Origin of the sequence: Clostridium ragsdalei P11, from assembly GCF_001675165.1 — a bacterium.
Taxonomy (GTDB): Bacteria; Bacillota; Clostridia; order Clostridiales; family Clostridiaceae; genus Clostridium_B; species Clostridium_B ragsdalei.
Window position 1 is genome coordinate 91,308 of the sequence record NZ_LROS01000044.1, and the last position, 22,704, is coordinate 114,011.

The window sequence follows — 22,704 nt, forward strand, 5'->3', positions numbered from 1 at the left end:
TAAAAATATTATTGAATATGCAAAAAATATATCAGATTAATTGTCAGGTACATTAATTCCTGCCATTTTCATAAGATACAGAGCATTTCTCGTTTTCGATGCACCTCTATGCAATTTATAATCAAACTGTATTTTATTATCTTTATAATATTCTCTAAAATGATAATTTTTTACTCTTTCATTACTTTCATTCTCTATATCACATAATTCCAAATCATGAGTTGATACCATACCACAGGTATTAGAGTCCATCAATTCATTTATAAGTATCTTGGCTCCAGTGTGCCTATCTATAGAATTAGTACCTTTAAATATTTCATCTAATAAGAAAAAAATATTTTCTCCTCTATTAGCAGCTTCTACAATAGATTTTATTCTCAAAATTTCTCCATAAAAAGAAGATATATTTTTTTCTAAATTGTCACTTATTCGCATACAGGTGTAAATACTCATTATAGAACAACAAAATGATTTTGCACGAACCGGTGCCCCCGAATAAGCAAGTACTAAATTTATACCTGCTGTTCTTAAAAAAGTACTTTTCCCCGACATATTTGATCCTGTGATAAGTGCTACTTTAGAATTTTTGCCCAAATCTAGATTATTACAAACTGCCTTATCCCCTAAAAGAGGATGTGCCATGGAATCTGCTTTTAAGACTAAGGATTTATCCAAAATTTCAGGCATTGTCCAACTTGAATGCTCAAATGCTATAACTGCAAGACTACTCAACATTTCAAATTTTCCAACAGTTTCAATCCATCCATAAAGCTCACTGCCATTTTGTTCCCTCCACTTTTCAAAGGCAAACATACACTGATAATCCCAAAGGAAAAATATATTAAGTATTATATAGGCAATGTTCTGGCGCTGAGATATGCTCTCTGATATCCTTTTTAGTTTATATATTTCTTCTGCTGCATTTTTTAATTTTCCATTTTGTTTTTTAAATAGCATACTTTTTAAGTCATTTAAGTAATCACACTGAAATTCTTCTTTGCATATTAAGGATATGGTTTTTTCATAAGATCTTATATTACTTTTTAAATTGAAAACCGTGTTTAAAGTACTAAATCTGTTTTTAGCCCCTGGTAAAAGTAAAATTATTTGAACTACAAGTGCTGCATACCCTATAGAATTATTAAAAAAGTGAAATACAAAACTCATAAGCAAAAGCATTATAGTTACAATAGGAATTATTTTAAATACACCTATAATGTATTTATTTCTGTACATTGAATTCTCAGTTGAAACTATTTCTTTAAGCTTTGAAACACTCTCCCTATCATCTTCTATGGATGAACTCTGTGCCTCTAGATGCTGTCTCCACTTTAATTTGTGGGACAATTCCAAAACTGCACTTTGTCTTTTTTCTATATCTTTAGAATTTCCTAAAGGTGATGACAGCACATTTTTTAAGTTTTCCTTTCCAAGATAAGTATTACAGCAATTAATACATTGAAATAATGAGTTTTCACCAAATATATCAAGATCCCAGGAATAATTATGCTCTACATCCTTAAAACTTTCCCCTTTTTCGTTAAATTCTTTCCAATCACCAACTATTCTTTTTAGCGAATTACAATTTATTCTTACTAGTTTTTTTGTAAAATCTGTATTTTGTTTTAACTTTTCATGGATTCTTACAGCAAGTACAAACAATATAGCTGAAACCAGGAAAATACTTAAACTCATATAGTGATAGTTTTTAATATAGAAACCTACTATAAAGATTATTCCTAGCAAAAATATTAAAAAACGTAACCTACTCATACGTACTGCAGCAGAACTTTGCCTTTTCACAAGATGGTCGTAATGTTTTTTTCTTCTGCAGTAGATTTTTTCAATTTCCTTCAAGTATATTTCTCCTCTTTTCTCACTACGTCTATGTTTTTATTTGCTATTTTTTAGCCTACTTACTTTTAACTCATCAAAATAATCTTTTATCTTCAGATCCATGCCTAATATATGACTTGATATCCAATTGTACACAAAATCCAAAATATCCAAAATTGATTTTTGTGTATCTTCATCTATTTCATCTAAATCCAAGCTCTCTATTTTTTCTATAAATTTATCATGCACTCGTTTTTGTTCCGAATAACCTGGATAGTCATACATTTTCATAATCTTTTCTTCATCCTCAAAGTGATAAACAGTATACTCTTTTAAATCGTCAATTAAATTTAAAATATCACCAAAATAGTCCACATGATTTTCATTGACAGCTAACTCATATATGGACTGTCCTATTTCAAATAACTTTTGGTGCTCATCATCTATTCTCTTAATTCCACAAGCATATTCATCTTTCCATTCAAACATAGTATACTTCCTTTCTAAATATTTTATTGTAAAATTTGATAAATAAGTTTAATTTCTATAACTTACTGATTGTGCTGCTTCTATACATATTATTATAACAAAATTTGAATTAGTAAACTACTACTAATTTAAAACGCCGCCGGAATAATACCGGCGGCGTAAAGAAAATAAAAAATTATTCACTTATTGGATCTGTAGGAAATATTTTTACATAACCCTTCCTGGAATTACGGCATCTAATATTCCAATAACTACTGCTGCCAAAATAGCTCCTACTATGGTAACTCTCATATATGGAACTAAAAATTGAGTTAAATATAATATTACAGCTGCAATTACAAAACCTTTTACTCCCTTTCCAAAAGGAGAAGCATCTACATTCATAAATCTTTCTACTAAATAATCTATTAAACTTATTACAACTGCTGCAGCTACATATGACCATAATCCTGATATTTTGAAACCAGGTGTTAAAAATGAAGTTATTGCCAATACAACTACTGTTAAAACAAATCTTAATATATAACCTCCCAATGTAGATCTTTCAGGTTGTTTATTTGTATCACCCATGGAAGTCACTCCTTTTTCAATAAAATATTTATTCACTTATATTTTTACCTAAAACATAAAAAATATTTAAAAATAAAAAATTTTTTAAATAGAAGTTATAACTATTTTATTTTTAGATAAAACTAAATTCAAAATGAATATTGACAAAATTTAAGAAAAAAGGTATAAGTAATATTGTCTGTATAGTAAATACTTATAAATTACTAAAAAGGAGTGTAACAATGAAAACATTTCAAACTCTTATTGATGAAACTTTACAAGCCAAAGATTTAGATGAGTTAGAATCTGCTGCAGATCTATTTCAATTTGGTATAGAAAAAGGATATTATAATCAAAGACAGTCAAATGAATTTAACACTACATACTGGAAAATAAAAAATAAATATTTGGCTTATGAAATTGCAAATCAGATAAAATACAGTAAACTGGACATTTTGACTATAGTTATTAATGCACCAGTGAATATAAAAGACAATAAGTCAGAACTTTTAAGCTATGTAAATGGCCGTATAAAAGCACTTAGAGGTAAAATATCTGGAATCAAATAGTGCAAAAGCCAGATGAAACTATCATCTGGCTTTTACCTATATTCAATATCTTATTTTAAGCCCTGTTCATAGGCCTGAACCATCTTTTTAACCATGTTTCCACCTACGGAACCTGCTTCTCTAGATGTAAGATCTCCATTATAGCCTTCCTTTAAATCTACTCCTACTTCTCTAGCTGATTCCATTTTAAATTTATCTAAAGCCTCTTTAGCTTGTGGAACTAAGACTCTGTTTCCTCTACTGTTTGCCATAATTGTTCCCCTCCTCATTTTTAAATTATTTGTTTTGTATTACACTATCAGTTTGCTCCATATAAAAATTATTACTCTATAAAATTAAATGAAAATATACTATATTATAGGGTATCTAGAAACTTTTATAAATGAAAATTTTTCTCTATTATACTGTAAAAAGCCTTAAATTTAAAGCTTTTTGAAACTTTGCATGATTAAAGTAGTATAATAAATATAAGTTAATTTTAAAAGCAGGTGATTTTATTGTATAAAAAAGGAGATTTTCACTTACATACTAATGCTTCGGATGGTAACTTATTTCCGTCAAAACTAGTATGTATGGCAAAACGAGAAGGTGTTGATATTATTGCAATAACAGACCATGACACCTTATCTGGTATAGATGAATCTTTAAAAGAAGGAGAAAAAATAGGTATCAAAGTTATTCCTGGAATAGAATTATCTACCTTGTATGAAAATAGAAGCGTTCACATACTGGGGTATTTTAAAGATATCTCTCATATATCTCCAAAATTCAAAGACTTTTTAAAAGAAATGAACTTATACAGAATAAACAGAGCAAAAAAAATAGTAAATAATTTATATAAATTTTTCAATATAAAACTTGATTTTGAAAACATATTAAAGATAGCTAATGGAGTTGTAGCAAGACCCCATATAGCAAAAGCCATAATAAATGCAGGTTATAATTACAGTTTTGATTACATATTTTCAAATTTTATAGGAGATTCCAGTCCTGCCTACGTTCCAAACAAAAAACTTTCTACAATAGAAGGAATAAAAATGCTTACGTCTTTAAGTGCTATGGTTGTACTTGCCCACCCTGTACTTGTAAAAGATATAAATATAGAAGATTTAATCAAGCTTCCATTTCATGGTATAGAAGCTATTTATCCTGCTAATAAAGTTTGTGATACAGAGAAATTCATAAAGTATGCTAAAAAGTATAAAAAAATCATAACTGCAGGATCTGATTTCCATTCTACAAACAAAAAAAGTTTAAAGCACGGTCATACTATAGGTGAAGTTTATTTAGATGAAAATCAAATAAATGATTTTTTAAGCAAACTTAAAAGTTTATAGTTTTAAAAATAATCTGCAGAGGCTTTAATTAAGTTAAAGTCTCCACAAATTATTTCTTATATTTCTTTTAGAAATGCAACGTATCCTTTTACAGCTTCATATATGTCTGCTTTACTTGCTACTTCCCAAGGTGCATGCATATTGTGAAGTGCTATTCCACAATCTATAACTTGCATATTGTACTCCGCCAGTATATAAGCTATAGTTCCACCACCGCCCTGGTCTACCTTGCCAAGTTCTGCTGTTTGCCAGGATACATCGTTTTTATCCATTATATTTCTTATTTCAGCTATATATTCTGGGTTTGCATCATTACAACCTGATTTTCCTCTTGCACCAGTATATTTGTTAAATACTACTCCCTTTCCAAAATATGCTGCATTATTTTTATCCATTACAGAAGGATAATTTGGATCAAAGGCAGCGCTTACATCAGAAGACAGCATTTTCGAATTTGTTAAAGCCCTTCTAAGTTTTAAATCGCTGTATTCTTCGCATAGTGACATTACTTCAGCTACTGTATTTTCAAAAAACCTTGATTGCATTCCTGTAGCTCCTACACTTCCTATTTCTTCTTTATCTACTAAAAGAGTAACACAGGTCTTGCTTGGATTTTCTATTTTCATCATAGCATCAAAAGAAGTATAGGCACATATTTTATCATCATGGCCATAAGCCATAACCATACTACTGTCAAGTCCAAAATCTCTGGCAGGCCCTGCTGGAACTACTTCTAATTCTGCAGATACAAAATCCTCTTCTTCTATTCCATATTTGTCGTTTAAAATTCTCAATATGTTCTTTTTTACTCTATTTTTAGCTTCTTTATCCTCTATTGGAATACTTCCAATTAGAACATTTAAATCTTCTCCTTCTACAACTTTATTTCCTTTCTTATCCATCTGGTCTCCTGCAAGATGTACAAGTAAGTCAGATACTCCAACTACAGGATCTCCATCCTCTTCTCCTATTACTATTTCTACCTTAGTTCCATCTTTTTTTATAACTACACCATGAATGGCAAGTGGAAGGGTAACCCACTGATACTTCTTTATACCTCCATAATAATGGGTGTCAAACAATGCAAGATCAGCATCCTCATAAAGAGGATTTTGCTTTAAATCAAGCCGTGGAGAGTCTATATGAGCTCCAAGTATCCTCATCCCTTTTTCCATATTCTCCGTACCTATTACAAAAAGAGCTAAATTTTTATTCTTATTATTAGCATAAACCTTATCTCCTGCTTTTAAAGTAGATTTTGCATTCATTATATCCTCTATATTTTTATATCCGTTTTTTTCAGCTCTCAATATAAATTCTTTTACACATTCTCTCTCTGTCTTGCATTTAGACATAAATTTTTCGTACTCATCTGAAATTTTAAAGAGTATTTTAAAATCTTTTTTTGAATATTTGTCCCATGCATATTTATATTCCTTAGTTAAACTTTTTGACATTTTATCTCTCCTCTTCTATATTAATGTTATTGTATTAGCAAATAAATGTTATACCTCACTTTATTAACAATTATATTCTATCACAAAATACACTAATATATTTATATTTTTGAGAGGACAGATGACAGTTGACAGAGGACAGTGAAGGAAGATTTTTCTCCATTACACTACGGAAAATCTTTAATTTAAAAGAAATTCATGTTCTTTTGTTTCTTAGAAGTACTTTCTGAGTAAGCAGTTATCTAAAAATCATAAATTTTAGATGCCTGCTTAAGCGATATTTTGCATTAGCAAAACAAGCCTAAAAAATAAATTAGTTTTCTGACATAAGGAAGAAAACTTACCTTCATTGTCCTATGTCCTCTGTCAATTGTCCTCTAAAGAATTGTTTCGCAATTTTTTTTAACTGTGAAAATTATTAATTAATTAGTGAGCAGCTTCCTTGTATATCTATATTAAAACCACTTTTTCCTCTTAAATATACATATAAGAATGACTGCCACAAGAAACATAATTATTACTACATAATGGCATCCATTTTCTATCTCCATAAATGGTATTCCTTTTAGATTCATACCATAGATACTACTTATAAGATCTAATGGTAAAAATATACTAGCTATTACGGTAAAAACTTTCATAACTTCATTTGTTTTATTTGCAGTTTCAGATTCAAAGGCCTCTCTTACTAAAGCCAGATCTTGAACTAAGCTTTCAACAGAAAACATAAGTTTTTCTATTTTTCTATTTAAATTGCTAAAGTATTCTAAGATGTCTTTTTCTATTACCAGATTGTCATTCATAACCAAGCTATCTCCTATGTATATAAGTGGATTTAAATATTTTCTTATTTTATAAACCTGTCTTCTCAAGGTTATCAAACTATCTATCTGATCATGTTTGGGATTTTTTAAAACATCTATTTCAATTTTATCTGCTTTAACCTCTAGTGCCGATATTATGTCATAATTTTTTATAACTATTCTGTCTAAAATATAGTAAAGTAATATAGATGCCTTTGGATTGTCCTTTAGTACAAAACAATTTTTAGAGTCATATATATCTTGTATTAAATCATCTAATATATCAATTTTATCTTTGTATACAGTTATTATATAATTTCTACTTAAAAATACATTCAATTCTCTAGGAATTACTATTTCTTCTACATAATTGAGTACATTAAGTATTATAAAGAGGTACCCATTGAAAAAGTTTATTTTTGATACTTGTGAAAAACTTTTACATTCCTCTATACTATCTCTATCTATGTCTACAAAATCCTTTAACTTTTCAATTTCATCTGCATGAAGTAATATCCAATAATGGCTGCTTATAAAATCAATTTCTTCCGTAACTTCTTGAAAACCATTATCTATATCAAGTATTTTCATAAAACCACCACCAATGTAAACATAAAAATAAGTTCATTCTTATTAGTGTGTTAATTTTAATTAGAAATAATTCATTACTTGGTAGATGTAATTTTATGACAAAAACTATAGTATAAAAATACTATAGCAGCAAAGTTAAACAAAATAAAAAAAGTATTGTGCATAAATCCCCCCAACAATATAAAGGACACAATACTTTTAATATCTATCTATGAATATTTTAAATAGATAATATAATAAAATTGTAAATATTTTAATCAGAAATGATACCATCTATAAACATATCATGTTTTTCCATGGGGACTTCATCTAGTACCTGAAACCTATATGCAAGGGCAATTTTTTTGGAGTTCTCTCTAAGCTTTTTAAAAAACCTATCGTAATATCCTCCTCCATATCCAACTCTCCCACCTCTTTTATCAAAGGCTACTCCTGGAATATAACATAAATCTATAGAGGCTTCTTCTACTTTAAATTTTGTATCTTCTGGTTCCAATATACCATATGCCCCACTTTTTAATTCATTAAAATCATGTATTCTAACTGCAACCATTCCATCCTCTTTGGATATAACTTTAGGAACACAAATATTTTTTCCTTGCTCAAGTGCCTTTTTTATAATTCTATGAGTGTCCACTTCACTTCCATAACTTACAAATATAAATATGATGTTAGCCTTATTATATTCTTCACTTTCTATAACCTTTTGAAGTACACTGTTGTCCAACTTTTCTTTTTGTGAATTAGATAATTTATTTCTCTTTTCTTTCATTTCCTTTCTTATAATACTCTTATCCATTTTTCTTTCTCGCCACCTCATTTATTCTTTTACTTATTACATCTACAGGAGTTACATTTGATATAAGACTGTATCTGTAATTTGCTGCAGCGGCCTCTATTATAACTGCCAGGTTTCTTCCTGGTCTAATTGGAATTTTCAATTTTCTTACAGGTACATTTAGTATATTTAAATACTCCTTGTCTATTCCAAGTCTATCATAATTTTCATCTTCTTTCCACTGCTCTAGATATATTATCATGTTAATATCCTTTGCCTTAAGTACAGAACTCAATCCATAAAGGGCAGGTATATCAATTATACCCATTCCTCTAACTTCTATCATCCCTGAGGTAATATACGGTGATGTTCCATGAAGTACCCCATCTATTTGCTTTATATCTACCGCATCATCTGCTACTAAACGGTGTCCCCTTTTTATAAGTTCAAGTGCAGTCTCACTTTTTCCTATACCACTTTCTCCAGTTATAAGTATTCCAATACCATAAACATCTACAAGCACGCCATGTATCCTTGTTTCAGGTGCTAATTTATCATCTAAATAATTCATAACCTTATTTATAAACCTTGTAGATATACTATCAGTTCTTAATATCCACCTTTTATTTAAGATAGCACTCTCTAAGAATTCCTTATGAGGTACTAAATTTCTAGTTATTATGGTACATGGATTGTCAAATTCAAAATATTTTCCAAGCCTTTTTTTTCTAAGTTCAGGCTGCATAGCATCTAAAAAGCTCCATTCCGCCTTACCTACTATCTGGACTCTCTCATTAGCGTAATAATTATAAAACCCACTAAATTGAAGTCCAGGTCTATTTATATCACTTTCCTTTATTTCATTTACATTTTCTCCTCTATTTATAACTTCCAAATTTAAATCATTTATAATATCTACTACTGTTACTGGCATTTTCTCACCTCTTAATTGAGTTCATCTTCATTAGATTTTGGTTGTATAGCTCCAAGTTGAGCTTTTAAATTTTTCTTTATATTGTTTATATATTTCTCTCTAAGTCTTCTCTGTTCCTCTTTTTCATCTTCTGTAAGTTGTGAAGTTTTACTCTTTTTATAAAGAAAATTTATTCTTTCAGTTAATTTGTCCATTTTATAGCTGCAGCTCCTAACTTTATAATTTATCTGATGGCTACCTACTGTAACACTCCCTCTTCTATCAAAGTGGGAGCTAACAGTAGCTACGCCCCTAGATAATTCATCTAAACTTAGTGGGAGAAACATACTCCCACTAAGTAAGATTCATTGATACATTTGTTCAATTTTATTTTCCACAAATTACTCCATATTGTCAACTATTTTATAATAGTTAAGATAGTAAGTTTATAAATATGCTAAAAACTTTTAGACATTATTTTGATTTGTAAAATTTATCCATGGTGATTTATATCAGTATATGAAGACATTTTTTTCTTTTTTCCACATTTTCTCCACAGAATAATCCACACCTTATCTACAGAAGTTATGTTTATTTTTGTAATATACTGCAAATTGGTGACTAATAAAAGATATGGTTATTTTCTTATTATCTGGTAAAATATAAGAGTACAAAGTTTCTTGTGGAGGAATGATAATGAATGATAATTTGAGAATTTTAGATGTTGAAATAAACAATCTAAAGGAAACTTTATATCTATTAATGAAAACTAGTAGTCTTACGGATGAAATTGTTGTAAAGTGCAGTGAAAAATTGGACAGGCTAATTCTACAATACCAAAAGGAAAATAAATTTAGTTAATTTATTTTAGCTGAATTTTATTTTTTCTTTCTATTTTTTTCTTTTCAAATTTATTCTTCTCAATAGATTTAAAATCATTACATTCATTCAAATTTTAAGGTATAGATATTTGAACCATATATGTAAAATTAAAATAGAATAATGCTTAAAATAAATTCTAAAAATAACATTGAACTTAAATTTGTATTTTACCAAAAGTTAAATTAGGGAGGTAACTTAAATGGACGTTAGCGTAATAGGTGTACCTATCTTTTTTGGTTCTGATAAAAAAGGCACAGAATACGGTCCTAAAAAGTTGAGACAAAAAAATATAATAGATATTTTAAATAAAAGTGGCCATACAACTTATGATGCTGGAGATATCCATGTTTTAAATATACCTGAAGATGAAAAATATACATTTAATTCTCATATGAAGTATTTAAAACCAATACTAGATGCAAATAGGAATTTAGCTCATCAAGTTTACAGCTCACTATGTGCCCATAGTTTTCCTTTGACCATAGGTGGTGATCATTCTATAGGTCTTGGAAGTCTTTCAGGTACAAGCAAATATAATGGAAATATTGCAGTTATATGGCTAGATGCCCATGGGGATATAAATACAGATAAGACTTCCCCTTCAGGCAATGTACATGGAATGCCCCTTTCAGCTGCTATGGGATTTGGGTATGATAAACTTTCTAATCTCTATTATAAAGGTCCTAAAGTAAAGCCAGAAAATGTATTTATACTAGGTGCTAGATCTTTAGATGAAGGTGAGCAGAATCTTTTAAAAGAGCAAGATATAAGTGTATACTCCACTGAGGACATTCATGTGATGGGTATAAAAAATATAATGGCTAAAATTTATTTAAAATTAAAAAAAAATAAAATACAATCTCTTCACTTAAGTTTCGATATAGACGTTTTAAATCCTCAATTAGTCCCTGGGACAGGTACCCCAGTTAAAAAAGGCATAAACGTTACAGAAGTTAAATATATATTAAAATATTTAATGGAAACCGGACTTGTAAAATCCATGGATATGGTAGAGTTAAATCCTAAATTAGATCAGGACGACAAAACTTCTAATTTATGTATAGATTTGCTTTCCTGGACTTTTCAGCATTTAAAATAAGAAAGGGACATATGCCCTTCCTTATTTTAAAGTAAATTTAAAAATTCATTTATAAACCCGTCTGCTTCTTTTAGCTTTTCCTCATTAGGTACAAATTTGAATCTAAAACCACTAGCTACCTTAAATTTCAATGACTTTAATCTCTCTGTGAGCATAGGCACACCTTCACCGCTCCATCCATAAGAACCAAATGCGCCAGCTGCCTTTCCTCTATTTGTTATAGCACATACAAGTGAAAGCATATCCCATGCAGGTTTCACTGCATCCTGGTTTATAGTAGGTGAGCCCACTAATATACCTGAAGCTCCTTCAATGAGAGAAATAGCCTCTTCCATAGGAATAGAAGTTATTTCATGTGCTTCTGCCTTTATTCCTCTTGAATTAATTACATTTTCTATATATTTAGCAACTTTTTCTGTATTTCCATAAGCTGATATATAAAATATTTGAACATTTTTTTCTTTAGATTCTGTAAGAGCCCACTTTCTATAGGATTCAATAGATTTCTTTATATCATCTATATGAACAGGTCCATGGCTTGGGCCTACCATATCAAAATCTAAATTCTTAATTTTATCAAGTCCCATAAGTACAAATTTTTTAAATGGTCCCATTATTACATCAAAATAATATTTCATCTCATGATCATAATCATCTGAATTATCAGTAATTGAACCTTTAGGGCAATAGTGACATCCTAGAAAATCACAGGTAAATAATACTTTTCTATTTTGTATATAAGTAAACATCGTATCAGGCCAGTGTAAATTTGGTGACTTTATAAACTGCAAATTAGTCTTTCCAAGACTTAATTCATTTGGGGCTTCCATGCTCTTAAATTCTTTATTTGTTATATCCTTTAAATACATCAAGGCTGCTTTAGTACCTACTACAACAGCTTCAGGATATAAGTCAATGAGTTTTGCAAGTGATCCACTATGATCAAGTTCTGTATGCTGTACTATTATATAGTCAATATTTCTTTTACCTATTATACCTTTTATATTTGATATATATTTTTCAAAAAAAACATCTTTATCCTTTACAGTATCTATTACTGCTACTTTTTCATCATCAATTAAATAAGAATTATAAGTACTTCCTTCTTTAGTATTCATTATTATGTCAAAGATTTTTAATTCAGGATCTTTTACACCAATCCAATAAATATTTTCTTTTAATTTTACATTTTCCATAGTTATTCACCATCCTATTTTTTTAATATGAATACATTTATATTTTATCTAACTATTGATATTCTATCACATAATTTTAAAAATGTAAAACTAAATATTTGGTAATAATAATTATTGTTTTAACTTATACATAGCATTGCATTGGCAAAATTGAATTTGTAACTAAACATTCTTAATGAGTTTAGACTTTTTACCTGAATAAAATATATATTCCATATGAAGTGCCCTTGTAAGAACTACATATAATATCTTTCTATCAAGTTCATTTTCACCATAATTTTCTTCACTGCAATTGTAAATTACACTGCAGTCAAACTCCAATCCCTTTGTCATATAAGATGGAATTATTATATTTTCAAAACTTAAATTATTGTCATTTTCCCTTACCAGACTCCAACTATAAGAACTGTACTTTTTTAAATACTCTCTTATTTTCTTACACTGATCATAGGTTTTACCTATAACAGCTATGCTTTTCTTGCCTGCACTGTAAACTTCATCTACAATCCTATCTAAAGCATCACCAAATTCTCTATTGTTTTTAAATTCTATTACTTGTGGTACTTTACCATGTCTAAGCACTGGTACTGCAGGTTTTAGATTGTTTTTCTGAAGCTTAAGAACCTTATTTGCAAATTTTATTATTTCCATCGTAGAACGATAACTGTGTTCAAGTTGAGTATATTTTGCATTAGAATCAAATACATCTTCTATTAATTTTTTCCAACTAGTTATTCCTTTATAATAATATATACCCTGTCCTAAATCTCCAACTATAGTCATGGAATCATTTGTGCTAATTTCCTTTAAAATGGTCATCTGAAAAGCACTATAATCCTGCGCCTCATCCACTACAATGTGCTTATACTTAAACTTTTTAGAAACTCCTTCTATTTTAAATTTCAAGTAGCAAAGAGGAGCCAAATCATCACTATCTATTACTTTTTTTTCTCTATTTTCCTTTACTTCCTGTCTTATATTATTCCATATGTTCTTCGAAATATTTTCCTTTATAATCTTGTCAAATACTTCTTTGTCATTTAAAAACTCTTCATAGAGGTTTTCTGTATCAATCTCACTCCATCTATTAAAATAACATTCAAAAGCCTGTATTGCCCTATTTTTAGTATCTTTCTTCTTTTTATCTCTTTCATTATATACACTTGTGAGTGTCTTTCTCCTATCTGGACCATCTTCCATGCTTTTCTTCAGCCTTGCAATCATATACTCATAATAAAAATCTATTTTGTCCATTATTTTATTTATCTTATCATCTATCTTCAGCAGAAAATACCTCTTTATCTCATGCTTCCTATTATTTATAGGCAGATGTTTCATATCACTTGAATACAATCTACATATTTCTTCTTTATTAAATAGGATATAATTATCTATCTTTATATCATCAATATTTACATCTCTTTCTTCTATATATTCTATATACCTATCAATTAAATTTTTATATAAAATGCTTCCCCTAACACGACTGGATTCAAGTGTATTTTCTACACTACTATATTTTTCATTTTCTATTATGCTAGACAGCTTTTTATCTTTGGTATATACTTTGCTTTTTAAATTCAACATCTGGCAGCACATTTTTTCAAAGGTTACCTGTTTGACTTTTTCTATGCCTAAATTTGGAAGTACATCTGAAATATAATTTAAAAACAATTTATTAGGGGCTACAACTACAATATCTTCCCCTTGGATTTTACCTTTATATCTATAAAGTAGGTAGGCAAGCCTATGAAGTGCTACTGTAGTTTTTCCAGAACCTGCAGATCCTTGAACTACAAGTGAAATATTTTTTTCAGTTCTTATTATATTGTTTTGCTCCTTTTGTATGGTAGCAACTACATCCTTAAGTTTGCTATTTGCACTTTGTTCCAAATTTATTTTCAAAAATTCATCTACTAGGACATTTTCATTTTCATCTGCAGACTGGAGTATTATTTCATTTATTCCTTCATCAAAAGCATCTTTTAATTTTCCATCTTCAATCAAGAATTTTCTCTTTAAATTAAGTTCTCCATTTATTATACCTTGAGGAGATCTATAAAAAGTTTCTCCTGAAACTCCACTATAATAAAGATCTGCTAGAGGAGCCCTCCAGTCAATTACCTTTTCATCGCCTTTTTCCATATCTCCAAGTCCAAATTTTCCTATATAGAAAGTCTCTTCTTCTCCCTTGTATTCTCTAAAATCCACTCTTCCAAAATAAGGCTTATTCTTACTTTCCATATATTTTTCAAGATTCTTATGAGTTATATTATATAGCTTTTCTTTTGTTTCTAATTCTTCATTATATTTGCCTCTAGATTGCTTTCTAAGTCCATCTATAATTATTTTTAACTTTTCATCTTCCGAATTTACGTTTTTAATCTGAATATCTATCCAATTCAAGGTTTCTTCTAAATGTTCTTTTTCATTTTCCATATTCATAACACTTATAGCCATATCTCTTCCCTCCCATATACTATAGAAGTCTATAGTTTTTACAATAAATATACAAGTACAAAAGTAAATTTTATATTTAATAACACCGTATGTCAAGATAGGAATACCTTACTTTACATATCATCCAAAAGTTTCCTTTATTGATTGTTTAATCAAATAACTGTATAATTTAAATATACTTACTTAGAGGAGGTAATACATTTGGCCGTAAAAGAAATATTGAAGTTTGGTGATAAATTACTCAGAAAAGTCAGCAGAAAAGTCAAAAATATAGATGAAGAAACTTTAGGTATTGTACAAGATTTGAAGGATACTTTATATGCTAGTTCTGGAGTTGGATTATCTGCTCCACAGATAGGTATTCTTAAGAGAATAATATTTATTGATTTGAGAAAAGAAAATACCAATCCTGTAATCTTAATAAACCCTAAAATAGTAAAAAAAATGGGTAGAAATGAAGGTCCAGAAGGCTGCCTAAGTTATAATGGTCATGAGGGCATTGTAGTTAGACCTAAAAAAGTAATTGTATCAGGTGAAGATATAAATGGGAATGAGGTTAGATACAATGCAGAAGGACTATTTGCCAGGGCTTTTTGTCATGAAATAGATCATCTAGATGGCGTTTTATATACAGATAAGGCAAAGAAAATATACAAAGTAGATGAGTTCTAATTGAACCCTTAATATCTAATTAAAATTTGAAAGTTAAAAATTAATAGATCACTTTTGCAGTTTAAGTAAATTGTGAAACAATTTTTTAAAGAACAAAGTTCAAAGTTAAAATATCAAATAAGGATGATTTTCTTCCTAAAGTCAGAAAATATTAAAATTACAGATTTCCTGGGGTACGATGGAAATCATCTTTATCTGTTCTTTGTTATTTGAACTTTGTTATTTTCAAAAGCTTTGCTTCGCATTATTTTTGTATTAAGTCAAAATTTCGTTTAAAACCTTTAAAGGTATCTTATAGAAACCCCTTTGCTTCCAAATCTTTCTCCTATAAAAGGTAATTTGGCTTTTTGATATATAAGTACCTCATCATCTTTTATTTCCAGACCTTTTTCTATAAATATATTTATTTTTTTATAACTATAACTGTTAAATATCTTTTCATTTACTTTAAAATCTTTTATAAATTCTACAGTTATTTCTCTTACATCCATAGAAAAACATCCTCCTGGTGCAGAAATGCTCCTTACTACAAAATCCCCTTCTTTTTCCTTTGCATACCTTAGGGCTTTATCTTCAATAGTTATATTCACAATACCTACCCCTTTTTAAATATATTTATTCGTGAAATAAATATATCTCTTTATCATTTTCAATATCAAATACTACATACCCCTCTTTTTTCTCCAATACAGAATCATTTAAAAATCTTTCTATATTTATAAAAAACTTTTCTATATGATATTTTTTTGATACCTCTATAAGTCCATCATCAATTTTAGCTTTTATAGTTTTTTCTTCTTCCTTATTTCTTTCTCTCATTAAAAAATCTGGAAGCCATTTTTTCTTATTAAATTTCAAGTAATCATACTTTATTATCTCTTCTAATTCAATATTTTTTTCATTTAAACACTCATTTTCAAATTCTATAAATACATTATAGTAATCTGAGGAAGATATATTTTTATTTAAATATCCTCTATCATAAAAAAACCCTCCAAGCTCATAGTAAAAATCAAAAGCTGTTTTAAATTTAGGTACAAAATAATTTAGTATATTTTTAAATTTGCCAGAATTATAGTATTTATCAAAGACTTCCTCTATTCTTTTCAATATGACAATTTCATCATAACTTATACTATCTGTCTTTAATATCTCATAAGGAGCATAGGGTGAATACACCATTCCCCATTTGGAGACTTCTTCTATCATAGATGAACCCTTCAATAGTTTTAAAAATCCAAGTTGAAGAGCCTCTGGTTTTATAGAATATACATCATTAAAAGATTTTTTAAAGGACTCAAAATCTTCTCCAGGAAGTCCTGCTATTAAATCAAGATGCTGGTTTATGTTGTGATACTTTTGAACTTTCTTCACCCTGTCATATATATAATTAAATTTAACATATCTATTTATATTATTTAACACAGTATCATTTGTAGTTTGTACTCCTACTTCAAGTTGAATTCTTCCTTTAGGAGCTGTATTAAGAAGTTTTATTTCTTCATCTTTTAAAACATCCGCAGAAATCTCAAAGTGAAATGTAGCATCTGTATCTGCATTTATTACAAATTTCCAAATTTCCATAGCAAATTCATAATTACAATTAAAAGTTCTATCTACAAATTTTATTAGCTTTATATCCTTGTCCATTAAAAATTTAAGTTCTTTTTTTACTCTCTCTATATTTAAAAACCTTACTTCAAAACCCGTAGAAGAAAGACAGTATTTACATTTAAAGGGACATCCTCTGCTAGCTTCATAATACACAATTTTATTTTTTAAATTATCTTCTTTTGTATAGGGAAATACTATCTTGTTCATATCCATTGGCTGCCTTTGTTCATTTAAAATTACATTTCCATTTTGTTTGAAACAAAGGCCCTTTATATCTCTCAATTCTAAGAAAAACTCTTTACTATCAACTTTTCCCGAAGTCTCAAAATATTTTGCCCTGAGTTTTACAAATTCATAGTAGGTTTCTTCTCCTTCACCTACTATTACATACTCCCCTGGTATGTTTTTCAAAAAGCTATTACTATCATAAGACACCTCAGGTCCCCCATACAAAATTTCCACTTTAGGATTTATAAGTTTAATGAGTACCGCTAAAGATTTTATGTATTCTATATTCCATATGTAACAGGAGAAAGCCACTACATCTGGTTTCTCCCCTATAATTTTCTCTAATACTTTTTCCCTTCTATCATTTATAGTAAATTCCTTTATAGTACAATTATAATTAAGTTTTTTTGTATAAGCCTTTAAATATCTCACTGCTAAATTGCTGTGAATAAATTTTGAATTAAGTGCTGCTAATAGTACCTTCATAATATGAGTCTCCCATCCTTTTTTAGTTGTCCTAGCTTTTACAAACCAAGTTCCTTTTTTCAGCCTTTATATAATAAAGTCCGTCAGAATTTCTACATTCCAAAATTTTAAAATAATTGTCTAGTAGTCGTATGGTACTTTCCTTAGAATTATCTTTTAAAATGTTAAAATCCCTTATTTTTATTTTTCTCAGTTTTCTTCCAGGTATTAATATCTTTATATCTGCATTAAAAATTTTTCCATACCCTTTATCAATATCCCATATATGGATAATGCCATTTTTCGCTAAATGGCTGTGTATATCTTTTATAAAATTTTTCTTTTTAAATTTTACCCATAATTTATTAAAGGAAAATAATAATATACAATTATCATAATAATCTTCTTTTATATTTTTGCCTTCTTCCTTCCCACTTATATATTCCACGTTTACATTATCATTAAATTCCTTATATATATTATAAATTATGCCTTGATTATCCATACCTATATCCAACAAATTTCCTTTGAATATTTCTTTTTCCATATTTATAAATATATCCTTACTCAATTTAATCACTATCCTTTACCAACATATATAAACAGAGCTAAATCTTTATTATATATGTTCTGTAAAAGTAGGAAAAATTCCTCCAGTTTATGGAAAAATATTAAAGTTTTTTTAGTTCTCCATAGTATTTAATCATAAAGCCTGCTGTGGTTCTCTCTGCTTCTTTTATAATAGTTGCAGCTACTTTAGAATATCTTTCGTCTCTAGATTGTATATTTATATTCTTCATATATATGCTATTGGCCATTATTGCATTGTTTTTTATAAAATCTTCCACTTTATCATATACTATAGCACCCTCTTCAGCTACAAAAGAGTAATCTGTCATAAGCCTTCCTATTATCCACAGCTCAAATCTTCTATGGCTGCTCAAAAGTTTGTTATTTACGTGATGAGGGACTGTTACATCTTGAATAAGGTGACAGGATGCACCAAAATAAAATAGCGCTCTTTCCACTTCTTTATTCTTGAGAAATTGTATTGACTTGTCATAATATTTCTCACATTCTGTAAGTGCATTCGAAAATCCATATAACCCTTTTCCTTTACTCACATGGTAGAAATGATTTGAACTTTTAAAATCCTGATCTGCCCATGTAACCCCAGCATTTAATCTTTTAACATGTTTTCTAAAAAACTCATACTCTTCCATATAATTATCATTTTTTAATATTTCAATAGCACGTATAATTATAAACTTGTGAACAGTACAGTTAGTTTTCATAATCTTTTTCTTAAGTGGGTTAACTGCGAAAAATATTTTTCTTACAGCACTTCCATAGGTTTTTTCAATTTCTTGTTTCATCTAACTACAATCTCCTCTTTAATTTAAATATACACTTAAATCAACGTCCTTGAACTTTTAAAATTAATATTATTCCAAGTACTGTTGTCATAAGTATGTATGGATAAATGTTTTTATTTATTTCTGAAACCTTTTTAAGGTTACCTCTTTTTATACTATATAAATAACCTTCTTTACCGTCAAGTAATAATAAGGATTTATCATATATTTTTATACTTGAAATTTTAGTTCTTTCACTAAATTTAACTTTTTCCTCCGGTAAACCTGTTCCTCGAAAGCTATATACTATATTATCAATTTTATCATAAAAAAATATACAATTTCTATCGTTTAAGTCACCTTTTGAATCCACTGCAAGAGTTCCAATACTGCTCACTGTTTTATGCTGATATATAGGAGCTTGTGGATTTGTTGTAGGGTGATTGTCTAGTATAAATTGCAGTGGAGAGTTCTTCACACTTTTAAACTTAGGCGAAGTAACTGGATCTCCCCCACTATAATCTGGCCATCCATACCACCTTCCCTTTTTTACTTCATATATATAATCTGTATCCCCAATAACAGGTCTGCTTCCTCTATTTTCCATTCCACCTACAGCACATATTAATTTACTGCTGTCTGTAAAATCCATTCCTGTAACATTCCTTATTCCCCAAGCAAAAGTATCACTTGTCCTGCTTTCCAAATTATATATTATAATACAAGCATTTCCTGGGAAATGTGCTGGAACTATTTGACCTTTTATACTTTTAGTATTATAGCTTTGAAAAGCACCTGTCTTACTCTTTCCCAAATTTATTCCCCCAAGAGTTATATTCTCTGGGCTCATATCATGGGCGTAAAGATTGCCATTTACCCACTTATTATCATCTCCTACTACACCTGAATTAGTAGCAGAACCTATGGAAATATATAAACATCCATTGCTCACTTTTACTAAGCTGTCCTTATAATCACCATAATTAGGCAACCCCTTTATTAAAATTGTATTTTTACCTTCATTCATATTATAGCAATATATACTATCTCCTGAAGAATAATATAAATTGCCCTTATAATAGTCCATGCTGTGAATATTTAAATTTGAATTCTTTAATATGTCATAACTTTTCCCGCTATCTTTTATAATCTGTATTCTATTACTATATGCTATGTAATAATTTTGTTTTTCATCTTTTGTAAAGTCAACTGCACCTTTTAATCTGGAATACTTTAAATCATAACTTAGATTATTGTCCTTCATTTGAATTTCAACTTTATAATGAGTTTTAGAAAAATAATTTACAATTACAAAGGTTAACACAAATACAACTGTAGTTGTAAATAAAATTTTTATAATTTTTTTCATATACACTACTCTCCTCAAAATTATAGATCCTAGAATATATATATTAAAAAAGAACCCTCCATATGAATAACTAAATAATTCTTATCATAATTATTAATATTAATTCTAATTTTAATTACGGGAGTTTTTATGAAAAGAGACAGGTTTTTAAAAAATTCACTTATTTTAATTTGTTCAAATTTAATTACTTCTATATTTGCATTTATATTTCCCATAATATTATCTAGAGAACTTGGGGCTGAAGGAATAGGTCTCTATGGACTAATAATGCCTATATATGATTTGTTCATATGCCTTATATCGGGAGGTATGGTAGCAGCCATTTCCAAAATAGCTGCCGTGTATTTTAGCAAAGATGATTTTAATAATTTAAATAATTCCATAGATGCATCTCTAACTTTTAATTCACTCTTTGCTTTACTTATAGTCTGTACCGTATTTATAAATGCTCCTTACATAGGTACTAAAATAGTAGATGACTCTAGATCGGTACATGCCCTGCAGGTTATGTGCCCGGCAATGTTTTTTATAGGATTATCCTCTATACTAAAAGGATATTTTTATGGAATATCTGAAGTTAAAATACCTGCACTTATAGATATATCAGAAAAATTTCTCCGCATTGTCATAATAATTAGCATAATAACTATATTTTCCTTGAAAGATGTAAGTAGCACTGTAACAGCAGCTTACATAACTTTAACTATAGGAGAATTTATAAGTTTTATATTACTTTACATCATGTATAAAACTAGGAGGAGAAAATTTAGATCTAGTTGTTCAAATCCCGAGGACAAACTTCAGCTTTTATTCAATATACTGGTACTATCTTTTCCCCTTTGTTTAAATGGATTTTTGTCTACTGCACTTGGTGCTGTCTCTACACTTATAACTCCAAGAAGGCTTGTATCATCTGGCATAGAGTACAACTTAGCCCTAGCTATGATAGGCAAATTTGATGGCATGGCTCTAAATATAATATTTTTTCCAATTACAATTATAAATTCCATATCCATGGTTCTCATTCCAGATTTATCAGAAAAGATGAGCCGTAAAAATTACTGGTCTATAGAAAAAAGGATTCATCAAATTATAAAAGTATCTTTATTTTTAGGTATCTGTACCATGGTAATTTGCCTTTCCACTGGAGATTACTTAGGACAATTATTTTATAATAGAAATGACCTGGGAAATTATATAAAATTTGCTTCACTAGCTGCTCCTGTTACCTTTGTCTCCTTCTCTACTTTTGGTATTTTAAATGGCATTGGCAAACAAAATATACTATTAAAAAACTCTTTGATTTCTGCCATTTTAGAAGTCATATTAATATACATACTTGCAGGCATATCATGGATAAATATATACAGTACCGCAATAAGTTTAATGATAACTTCATCTACCACTTTAATTTTAAATATAAAAGAAATAAAAAAAAGCAGCAGGAGCTGCTGTCATATTCTATAATCAATTCACAGTTCACAATGCACAATTTCGGTAGATTTTCTATGACAACAGAAAATCATCCTTAATTGTGAATTGTGCATCGTTCATTGTGAATTGATCTAAAACTGTTTCATCAAATTTGCCATTTCTATAGCTGACATAGCTCCATCATATCCTTTATTTCCACCTTTAGTTCCTGCTCTTTCTACAGCTTGCTCTATATTATCTGTGGTAAGAACACTAAATATTACTGGCATGCCGCTTTCAAGGGAAACGCTTGCTACTCCCTTTGATACTTCATTTGATACATAATCAAAATGAGGTGTTTGTCCTCTTATTACTGCTCCCAGACAAATAACTGCATCATACTTTTTAGAAAAAGCCATTTTCTTTGAAACCATTGGTATTTCAAAGGCTCCTGGAACCCAGGCTACCTCAATGTCTTCTTCTTGTGCTCCATGTCTTTTTAAACAATCTAAAGCACCCTCTAACAATTTCGTGCCTATAAATTCATTAAATCTTGCAATTACAATTCCAAATTTTAAACCTTCTGCAACTAATTTTCCTTCATACATCTTCATAAATAATCCTCTTTT

23 protein-coding genes are annotated in these 22,704 nt (G+C 29.0%); 6 read left to right on the forward strand and 17 right to left on the reverse strand.

Features of this window, described 5'->3' with window-relative positions:
- Window positions 1-36: 36 nt before the first annotated feature.
- The 3 genes from CLRAG_RS15555 to CLRAG_RS15565 all read right to left on the reverse strand — a co-directional run bounded on the left by CLRAG_RS15555 (window position 37) and on the right by CLRAG_RS15565 (window position 2,895).
- The gene (locus CLRAG_RS15555) at window positions 37-1,857 is read right to left on the reverse strand and encodes a MutS-related protein (RefSeq protein WP_065079236.1); all 1,821 of its coding nucleotides are present in this window, start codon (window positions 1,855-1,857) and stop codon (window positions 37-39) included.
- 36 nt (window positions 1,858-1,893) lie between these two features.
- Window positions 1,894-2,325, reverse strand: coding sequence for a bacteriohemerythrin (locus CLRAG_RS15560; protein ID WP_065079237.1), 432 nt, complete (start codon window positions 2,323-2,325; stop codon window positions 1,894-1,896).
- A 207-nt stretch (window positions 2,326-2,532) separates the two neighbouring features.
- Entirely contained in the window at window positions 2,533-2,895 is a 363-nt protein-coding gene (locus tag CLRAG_RS15565) for a phage holin family protein (protein WP_023161740.1), read from the reverse strand.
- Window positions 2,896-3,116: 221 nt separating this feature from the next.
- Here CLRAG_RS15565 and CLRAG_RS15570 point away from each other — a divergent pair, with 221 nt between their 5' ends.
- Window positions 3,117-3,443 carry a hypothetical protein gene (locus tag CLRAG_RS15570; RefSeq protein WP_023161741.1) on the forward strand — a complete coding sequence of 109 codons (327 nt, stop codon included), beginning with the start codon at window positions 3,117-3,119 and terminating at the stop codon, window positions 3,441-3,443.
- Window positions 3,444-3,493: 50 nt separating this feature from the next.
- Here the strand turns inward: CLRAG_RS15570 and CLRAG_RS15575 are convergent, their stop codons facing one another.
- Window positions 3,494-3,694, reverse strand: coding sequence for an alpha/beta-type small acid-soluble spore protein (locus CLRAG_RS15575; RefSeq protein WP_013238836.1), 201 nt, complete (start codon window positions 3,692-3,694; stop codon window positions 3,494-3,496).
- 246 nt (window positions 3,695-3,940) lie between these two features.
- On the opposite strand from CLRAG_RS15575, the gene CLRAG_RS15580 reads away from it, so the two are divergent.
- A complete protein-coding gene (locus CLRAG_RS15580; RefSeq protein ID WP_065079238.1) occupies window positions 3,941-4,780 on the forward strand; it encodes a PHP domain-containing protein in 840 nt (279 codons plus the stop codon).
- 56 nt (window positions 4,781-4,836) lie between these two features.
- Here the strand turns inward: CLRAG_RS15580 and CLRAG_RS15585 are convergent, their stop codons facing one another.
- The 5 genes from CLRAG_RS15585 to CLRAG_RS21425 form a co-directional block, all read right to left on the reverse strand.
- The gene (locus tag CLRAG_RS15585) at window positions 4,837-6,237 is read right to left on the reverse strand and encodes an aminopeptidase (RefSeq protein ID WP_065079239.1); all 1,401 of its coding nucleotides are present in this window, start codon (window positions 6,235-6,237) and stop codon (window positions 4,837-4,839) included.
- A 455-nt stretch (window positions 6,238-6,692) separates the two neighbouring features.
- Window positions 6,693-7,631 carry a magnesium transporter CorA family protein gene (locus CLRAG_RS15590; protein WP_065079240.1) on the reverse strand — a complete coding sequence of 313 codons (939 nt, stop codon included), beginning with the start codon at window positions 7,629-7,631 and terminating at the stop codon, window positions 6,693-6,695.
- A 253-nt stretch (window positions 7,632-7,884) separates the two neighbouring features.
- Window positions 7,885-8,430, reverse strand: a complete 546-nt coding sequence (locus CLRAG_RS15595; protein ID WP_065079241.1) for a 5-formyltetrahydrofolate cyclo-ligase — start codon at window positions 8,428-8,430, stop codon at window positions 7,885-7,887.
- Window positions 8,423-9,343 carry an HPr(Ser) kinase/phosphatase gene (gene hprK / locus CLRAG_RS15600; protein WP_065079242.1) on the reverse strand — a complete coding sequence of 307 codons (921 nt, stop codon included), beginning with the start codon at window positions 9,341-9,343 and terminating at the stop codon, window positions 8,423-8,425. The genes CLRAG_RS15595 and hprK overlap by 8 nt, the downstream gene beginning before the upstream one ends.
- 11 nt (window positions 9,344-9,354) lie before the next feature.
- Window positions 9,355-9,537, reverse strand: coding sequence for a DUF896 domain-containing protein (locus CLRAG_RS21425; RefSeq protein ID WP_063553924.1), 183 nt, complete (start codon window positions 9,535-9,537; stop codon window positions 9,355-9,357).
- 481 nt (window positions 9,538-10,018) lie between these two features.
- On the opposite strand from CLRAG_RS21425, the gene CLRAG_RS15610 reads away from it, so the two are divergent.
- Together CLRAG_RS15610 and rocF are read left to right on the forward strand one after the other, a co-directional pair.
- Window positions 10,019-10,183: an aspartyl-phosphate phosphatase Spo0E family protein gene (locus CLRAG_RS15610; protein WP_023161755.1), complete on the forward strand. Its 165-nt coding sequence runs from the start codon at window positions 10,019-10,021 to the stop codon at window positions 10,181-10,183.
- Between the two features lie 220 nt (window positions 10,184-10,403).
- Window positions 10,404-11,303, forward strand: a complete 900-nt coding sequence (rocF, locus tag CLRAG_RS15615; RefSeq protein WP_065079243.1) for an arginase — start codon at window positions 10,404-10,406, stop codon at window positions 11,301-11,303.
- Window positions 11,304-11,329: 26 nt separating this feature from the next.
- On the opposite strand, the gene CLRAG_RS15620 is transcribed toward rocF, so the two are convergent.
- Window positions 11,330-12,499 (reverse strand): FprA family A-type flavoprotein, encoded by a 1,170-nt coding sequence (locus CLRAG_RS15620; RefSeq protein ID WP_065079244.1) that lies wholly within the window; start codon window positions 12,497-12,499, stop codon window positions 11,330-11,332.
- 162 nt (window positions 12,500-12,661) lie between these two features.
- The gene (helD, locus tag CLRAG_RS15625; protein WP_065079245.1) at window positions 12,662-14,959 is read right to left on the reverse strand and encodes an RNA polymerase recycling motor HelD; all 2,298 of its coding nucleotides are present in this window, start codon (window positions 14,957-14,959) and stop codon (window positions 12,662-12,664) included.
- A 201-nt stretch (window positions 14,960-15,160) separates the two neighbouring features.
- On the opposite strand from helD, the gene def reads away from it, so the two are divergent.
- On the forward strand, window positions 15,161-15,631 hold the full coding sequence (def, locus tag CLRAG_RS15630; protein ID WP_065079246.1) for a peptide deformylase: 471 nt from the start codon (window positions 15,161-15,163) through the stop codon (window positions 15,629-15,631).
- A gap of 281 nt (window positions 15,632-15,912) precedes the next feature.
- Here def and CLRAG_RS15635 read toward each other — a convergent pair whose 3' ends face one another.
- From CLRAG_RS15635 to CLRAG_RS15655, 5 genes are all read right to left on the reverse strand, one after another.
- Window positions 15,913-16,221 carry a hypothetical protein gene (locus CLRAG_RS15635; RefSeq protein WP_065079247.1) on the reverse strand — a complete coding sequence of 103 codons (309 nt, stop codon included), beginning with the start codon at window positions 16,219-16,221 and terminating at the stop codon, window positions 15,913-15,915.
- 25 nt (window positions 16,222-16,246) lie between these two features.
- Window positions 16,247-17,959: a B12-binding domain-containing radical SAM protein gene (locus CLRAG_RS15640; RefSeq protein ID WP_065079248.1), complete on the reverse strand. Its 1,713-nt coding sequence runs from the start codon at window positions 17,957-17,959 to the stop codon at window positions 16,247-16,249.
- Between the two features lie 31 nt (window positions 17,960-17,990).
- Window positions 17,991-18,518: a class I SAM-dependent methyltransferase gene (locus CLRAG_RS15645; protein WP_154105002.1), complete on the reverse strand. Its 528-nt coding sequence runs from the start codon at window positions 18,516-18,518 to the stop codon at window positions 17,991-17,993.
- A gap of 91 nt (window positions 18,519-18,609) precedes the next feature.
- Entirely contained in the window at window positions 18,610-19,314 is a 705-nt protein-coding gene (locus tag CLRAG_RS15650; RefSeq protein ID WP_065079250.1) for a zinc dependent phospholipase C family protein, read from the reverse strand.
- A gap of 40 nt (window positions 19,315-19,354) precedes the next feature.
- The gene (locus tag CLRAG_RS15655; protein WP_065079251.1) at window positions 19,355-20,662 is read right to left on the reverse strand and encodes a PQQ-dependent sugar dehydrogenase family protein; all 1,308 of its coding nucleotides are present in this window, start codon (window positions 20,660-20,662) and stop codon (window positions 19,355-19,357) included.
- A gap of 129 nt (window positions 20,663-20,791) precedes the next feature.
- Here CLRAG_RS15655 and spoVB point away from each other — a divergent pair, with 129 nt between their 5' ends.
- A complete protein-coding gene (spoVB, locus tag CLRAG_RS15660; protein WP_065079252.1) occupies window positions 20,792-22,129 on the forward strand; it encodes a stage V sporulation protein B in 1,338 nt (445 codons plus the stop codon).
- Between the two features lie 98 nt (window positions 22,130-22,227).
- Here spoVB and ribH read toward each other — a convergent pair whose 3' ends face one another.
- A complete protein-coding gene (gene ribH / locus CLRAG_RS15665; protein WP_013238856.1) occupies window positions 22,228-22,689 on the reverse strand; it encodes a 6,7-dimethyl-8-ribityllumazine synthase in 462 nt (153 codons plus the stop codon).
- Window positions 22,690-22,704 lie beyond the last annotated feature (15 nt).

Bases quoted from the DNA above. Each gene is read 5' to 3' on its own strand.
- CLRAG_RS15560 (WP_065079237.1), bottom strand. From the start codon at position 2,325: ATGTTTGAATGGAAAGATGAATATGCTTGTGGAATTAAGAGAATAGAT.
- CLRAG_RS15595 (WP_065079241.1), bottom strand. From the start codon at position 8,430: ATGGATAAGAGTATTATAAGAAAGGAAATGAAAGAAAAGAGAAATAAA.
- CLRAG_RS15610 (WP_023161755.1), top strand. From the start codon at position 10,019: ATGAATGATAATTTGAGAATTTTAGATGTTGAAATAAACAATCTAAAG.
- ribH (WP_013238856.1), bottom strand. From the start codon at position 22,689: ATGAAGATGTATGAAGGAAAATTAGTTGCAGAAGGTTTAAAATTTGGA.
- helD (WP_065079245.1), bottom strand. From the start codon at position 14,959: ATGGCTATAAGTGTTATGAATATGGAAAATGAAAAAGAACATTTAGAA.
- CLRAG_RS15650 (WP_065079250.1), bottom strand. From the start codon at position 19,314: ATGAAACAAGAAATTGAAAAAACCTATGGAAGTGCTGTAAGAAAAATA.
- CLRAG_RS15570 (WP_023161741.1), top strand. From the start codon at position 3,117: ATGAAAACATTTCAAACTCTTATTGATGAAACTTTACAAGCCAAAGAT.
- CLRAG_RS15655 (WP_065079251.1), bottom strand. From the start codon at position 20,662: ATGAAAAAAATTATAAAAATTTTATTTACAACTACAGTTGTATTTGTG.
- rocF (WP_065079243.1), top strand. From the start codon at position 10,404: ATGGACGTTAGCGTAATAGGTGTACCTATCTTTTTTGGTTCTGATAAA.
- hprK (WP_065079242.1), bottom strand. From the start codon at position 9,343: ATGCCAGTAACAGTAGTAGATATTATAAATGATTTAAATTTGGAAGTT.
- CLRAG_RS21425 (WP_063553924.1), bottom strand. From the start codon at position 9,537: ATGGACAAATTAACTGAAAGAATAAATTTTCTTTATAAAAAGAGTAAA.
- CLRAG_RS15575 (WP_013238836.1), bottom strand. From the start codon at position 3,694: ATGGCAAACAGTAGAGGAAACAGAGTCTTAGTTCCACAAGCTAAAGAG.
- CLRAG_RS15640 (WP_065079248.1), bottom strand. From the start codon at position 17,959: ATGAAGGTACTATTAGCAGCACTTAATTCAAAATTTATTCACAGCAAT.
- CLRAG_RS15585 (WP_065079239.1), bottom strand. From the start codon at position 6,237: ATGTCAAAAAGTTTAACTAAGGAATATAAATATGCATGGGACAAATAT.
- spoVB (WP_065079252.1), top strand. From the start codon at position 20,792: ATGAAAAGAGACAGGTTTTTAAAAAATTCACTTATTTTAATTTGTTCA.
- CLRAG_RS15590 (WP_065079240.1), bottom strand. From the start codon at position 7,631: ATGAAAATACTTGATATAGATAATGGTTTTCAAGAAGTTACGGAAGAA.
- CLRAG_RS15565 (WP_023161740.1), bottom strand. From the start codon at position 2,895: ATGGGTGATACAAATAAACAACCTGAAAGATCTACATTGGGAGGTTAT.
- CLRAG_RS15620 (WP_065079244.1), bottom strand. From the start codon at position 12,499: ATGGAAAATGTAAAATTAAAAGAAAATATTTATTGGATTGGTGTAAAA.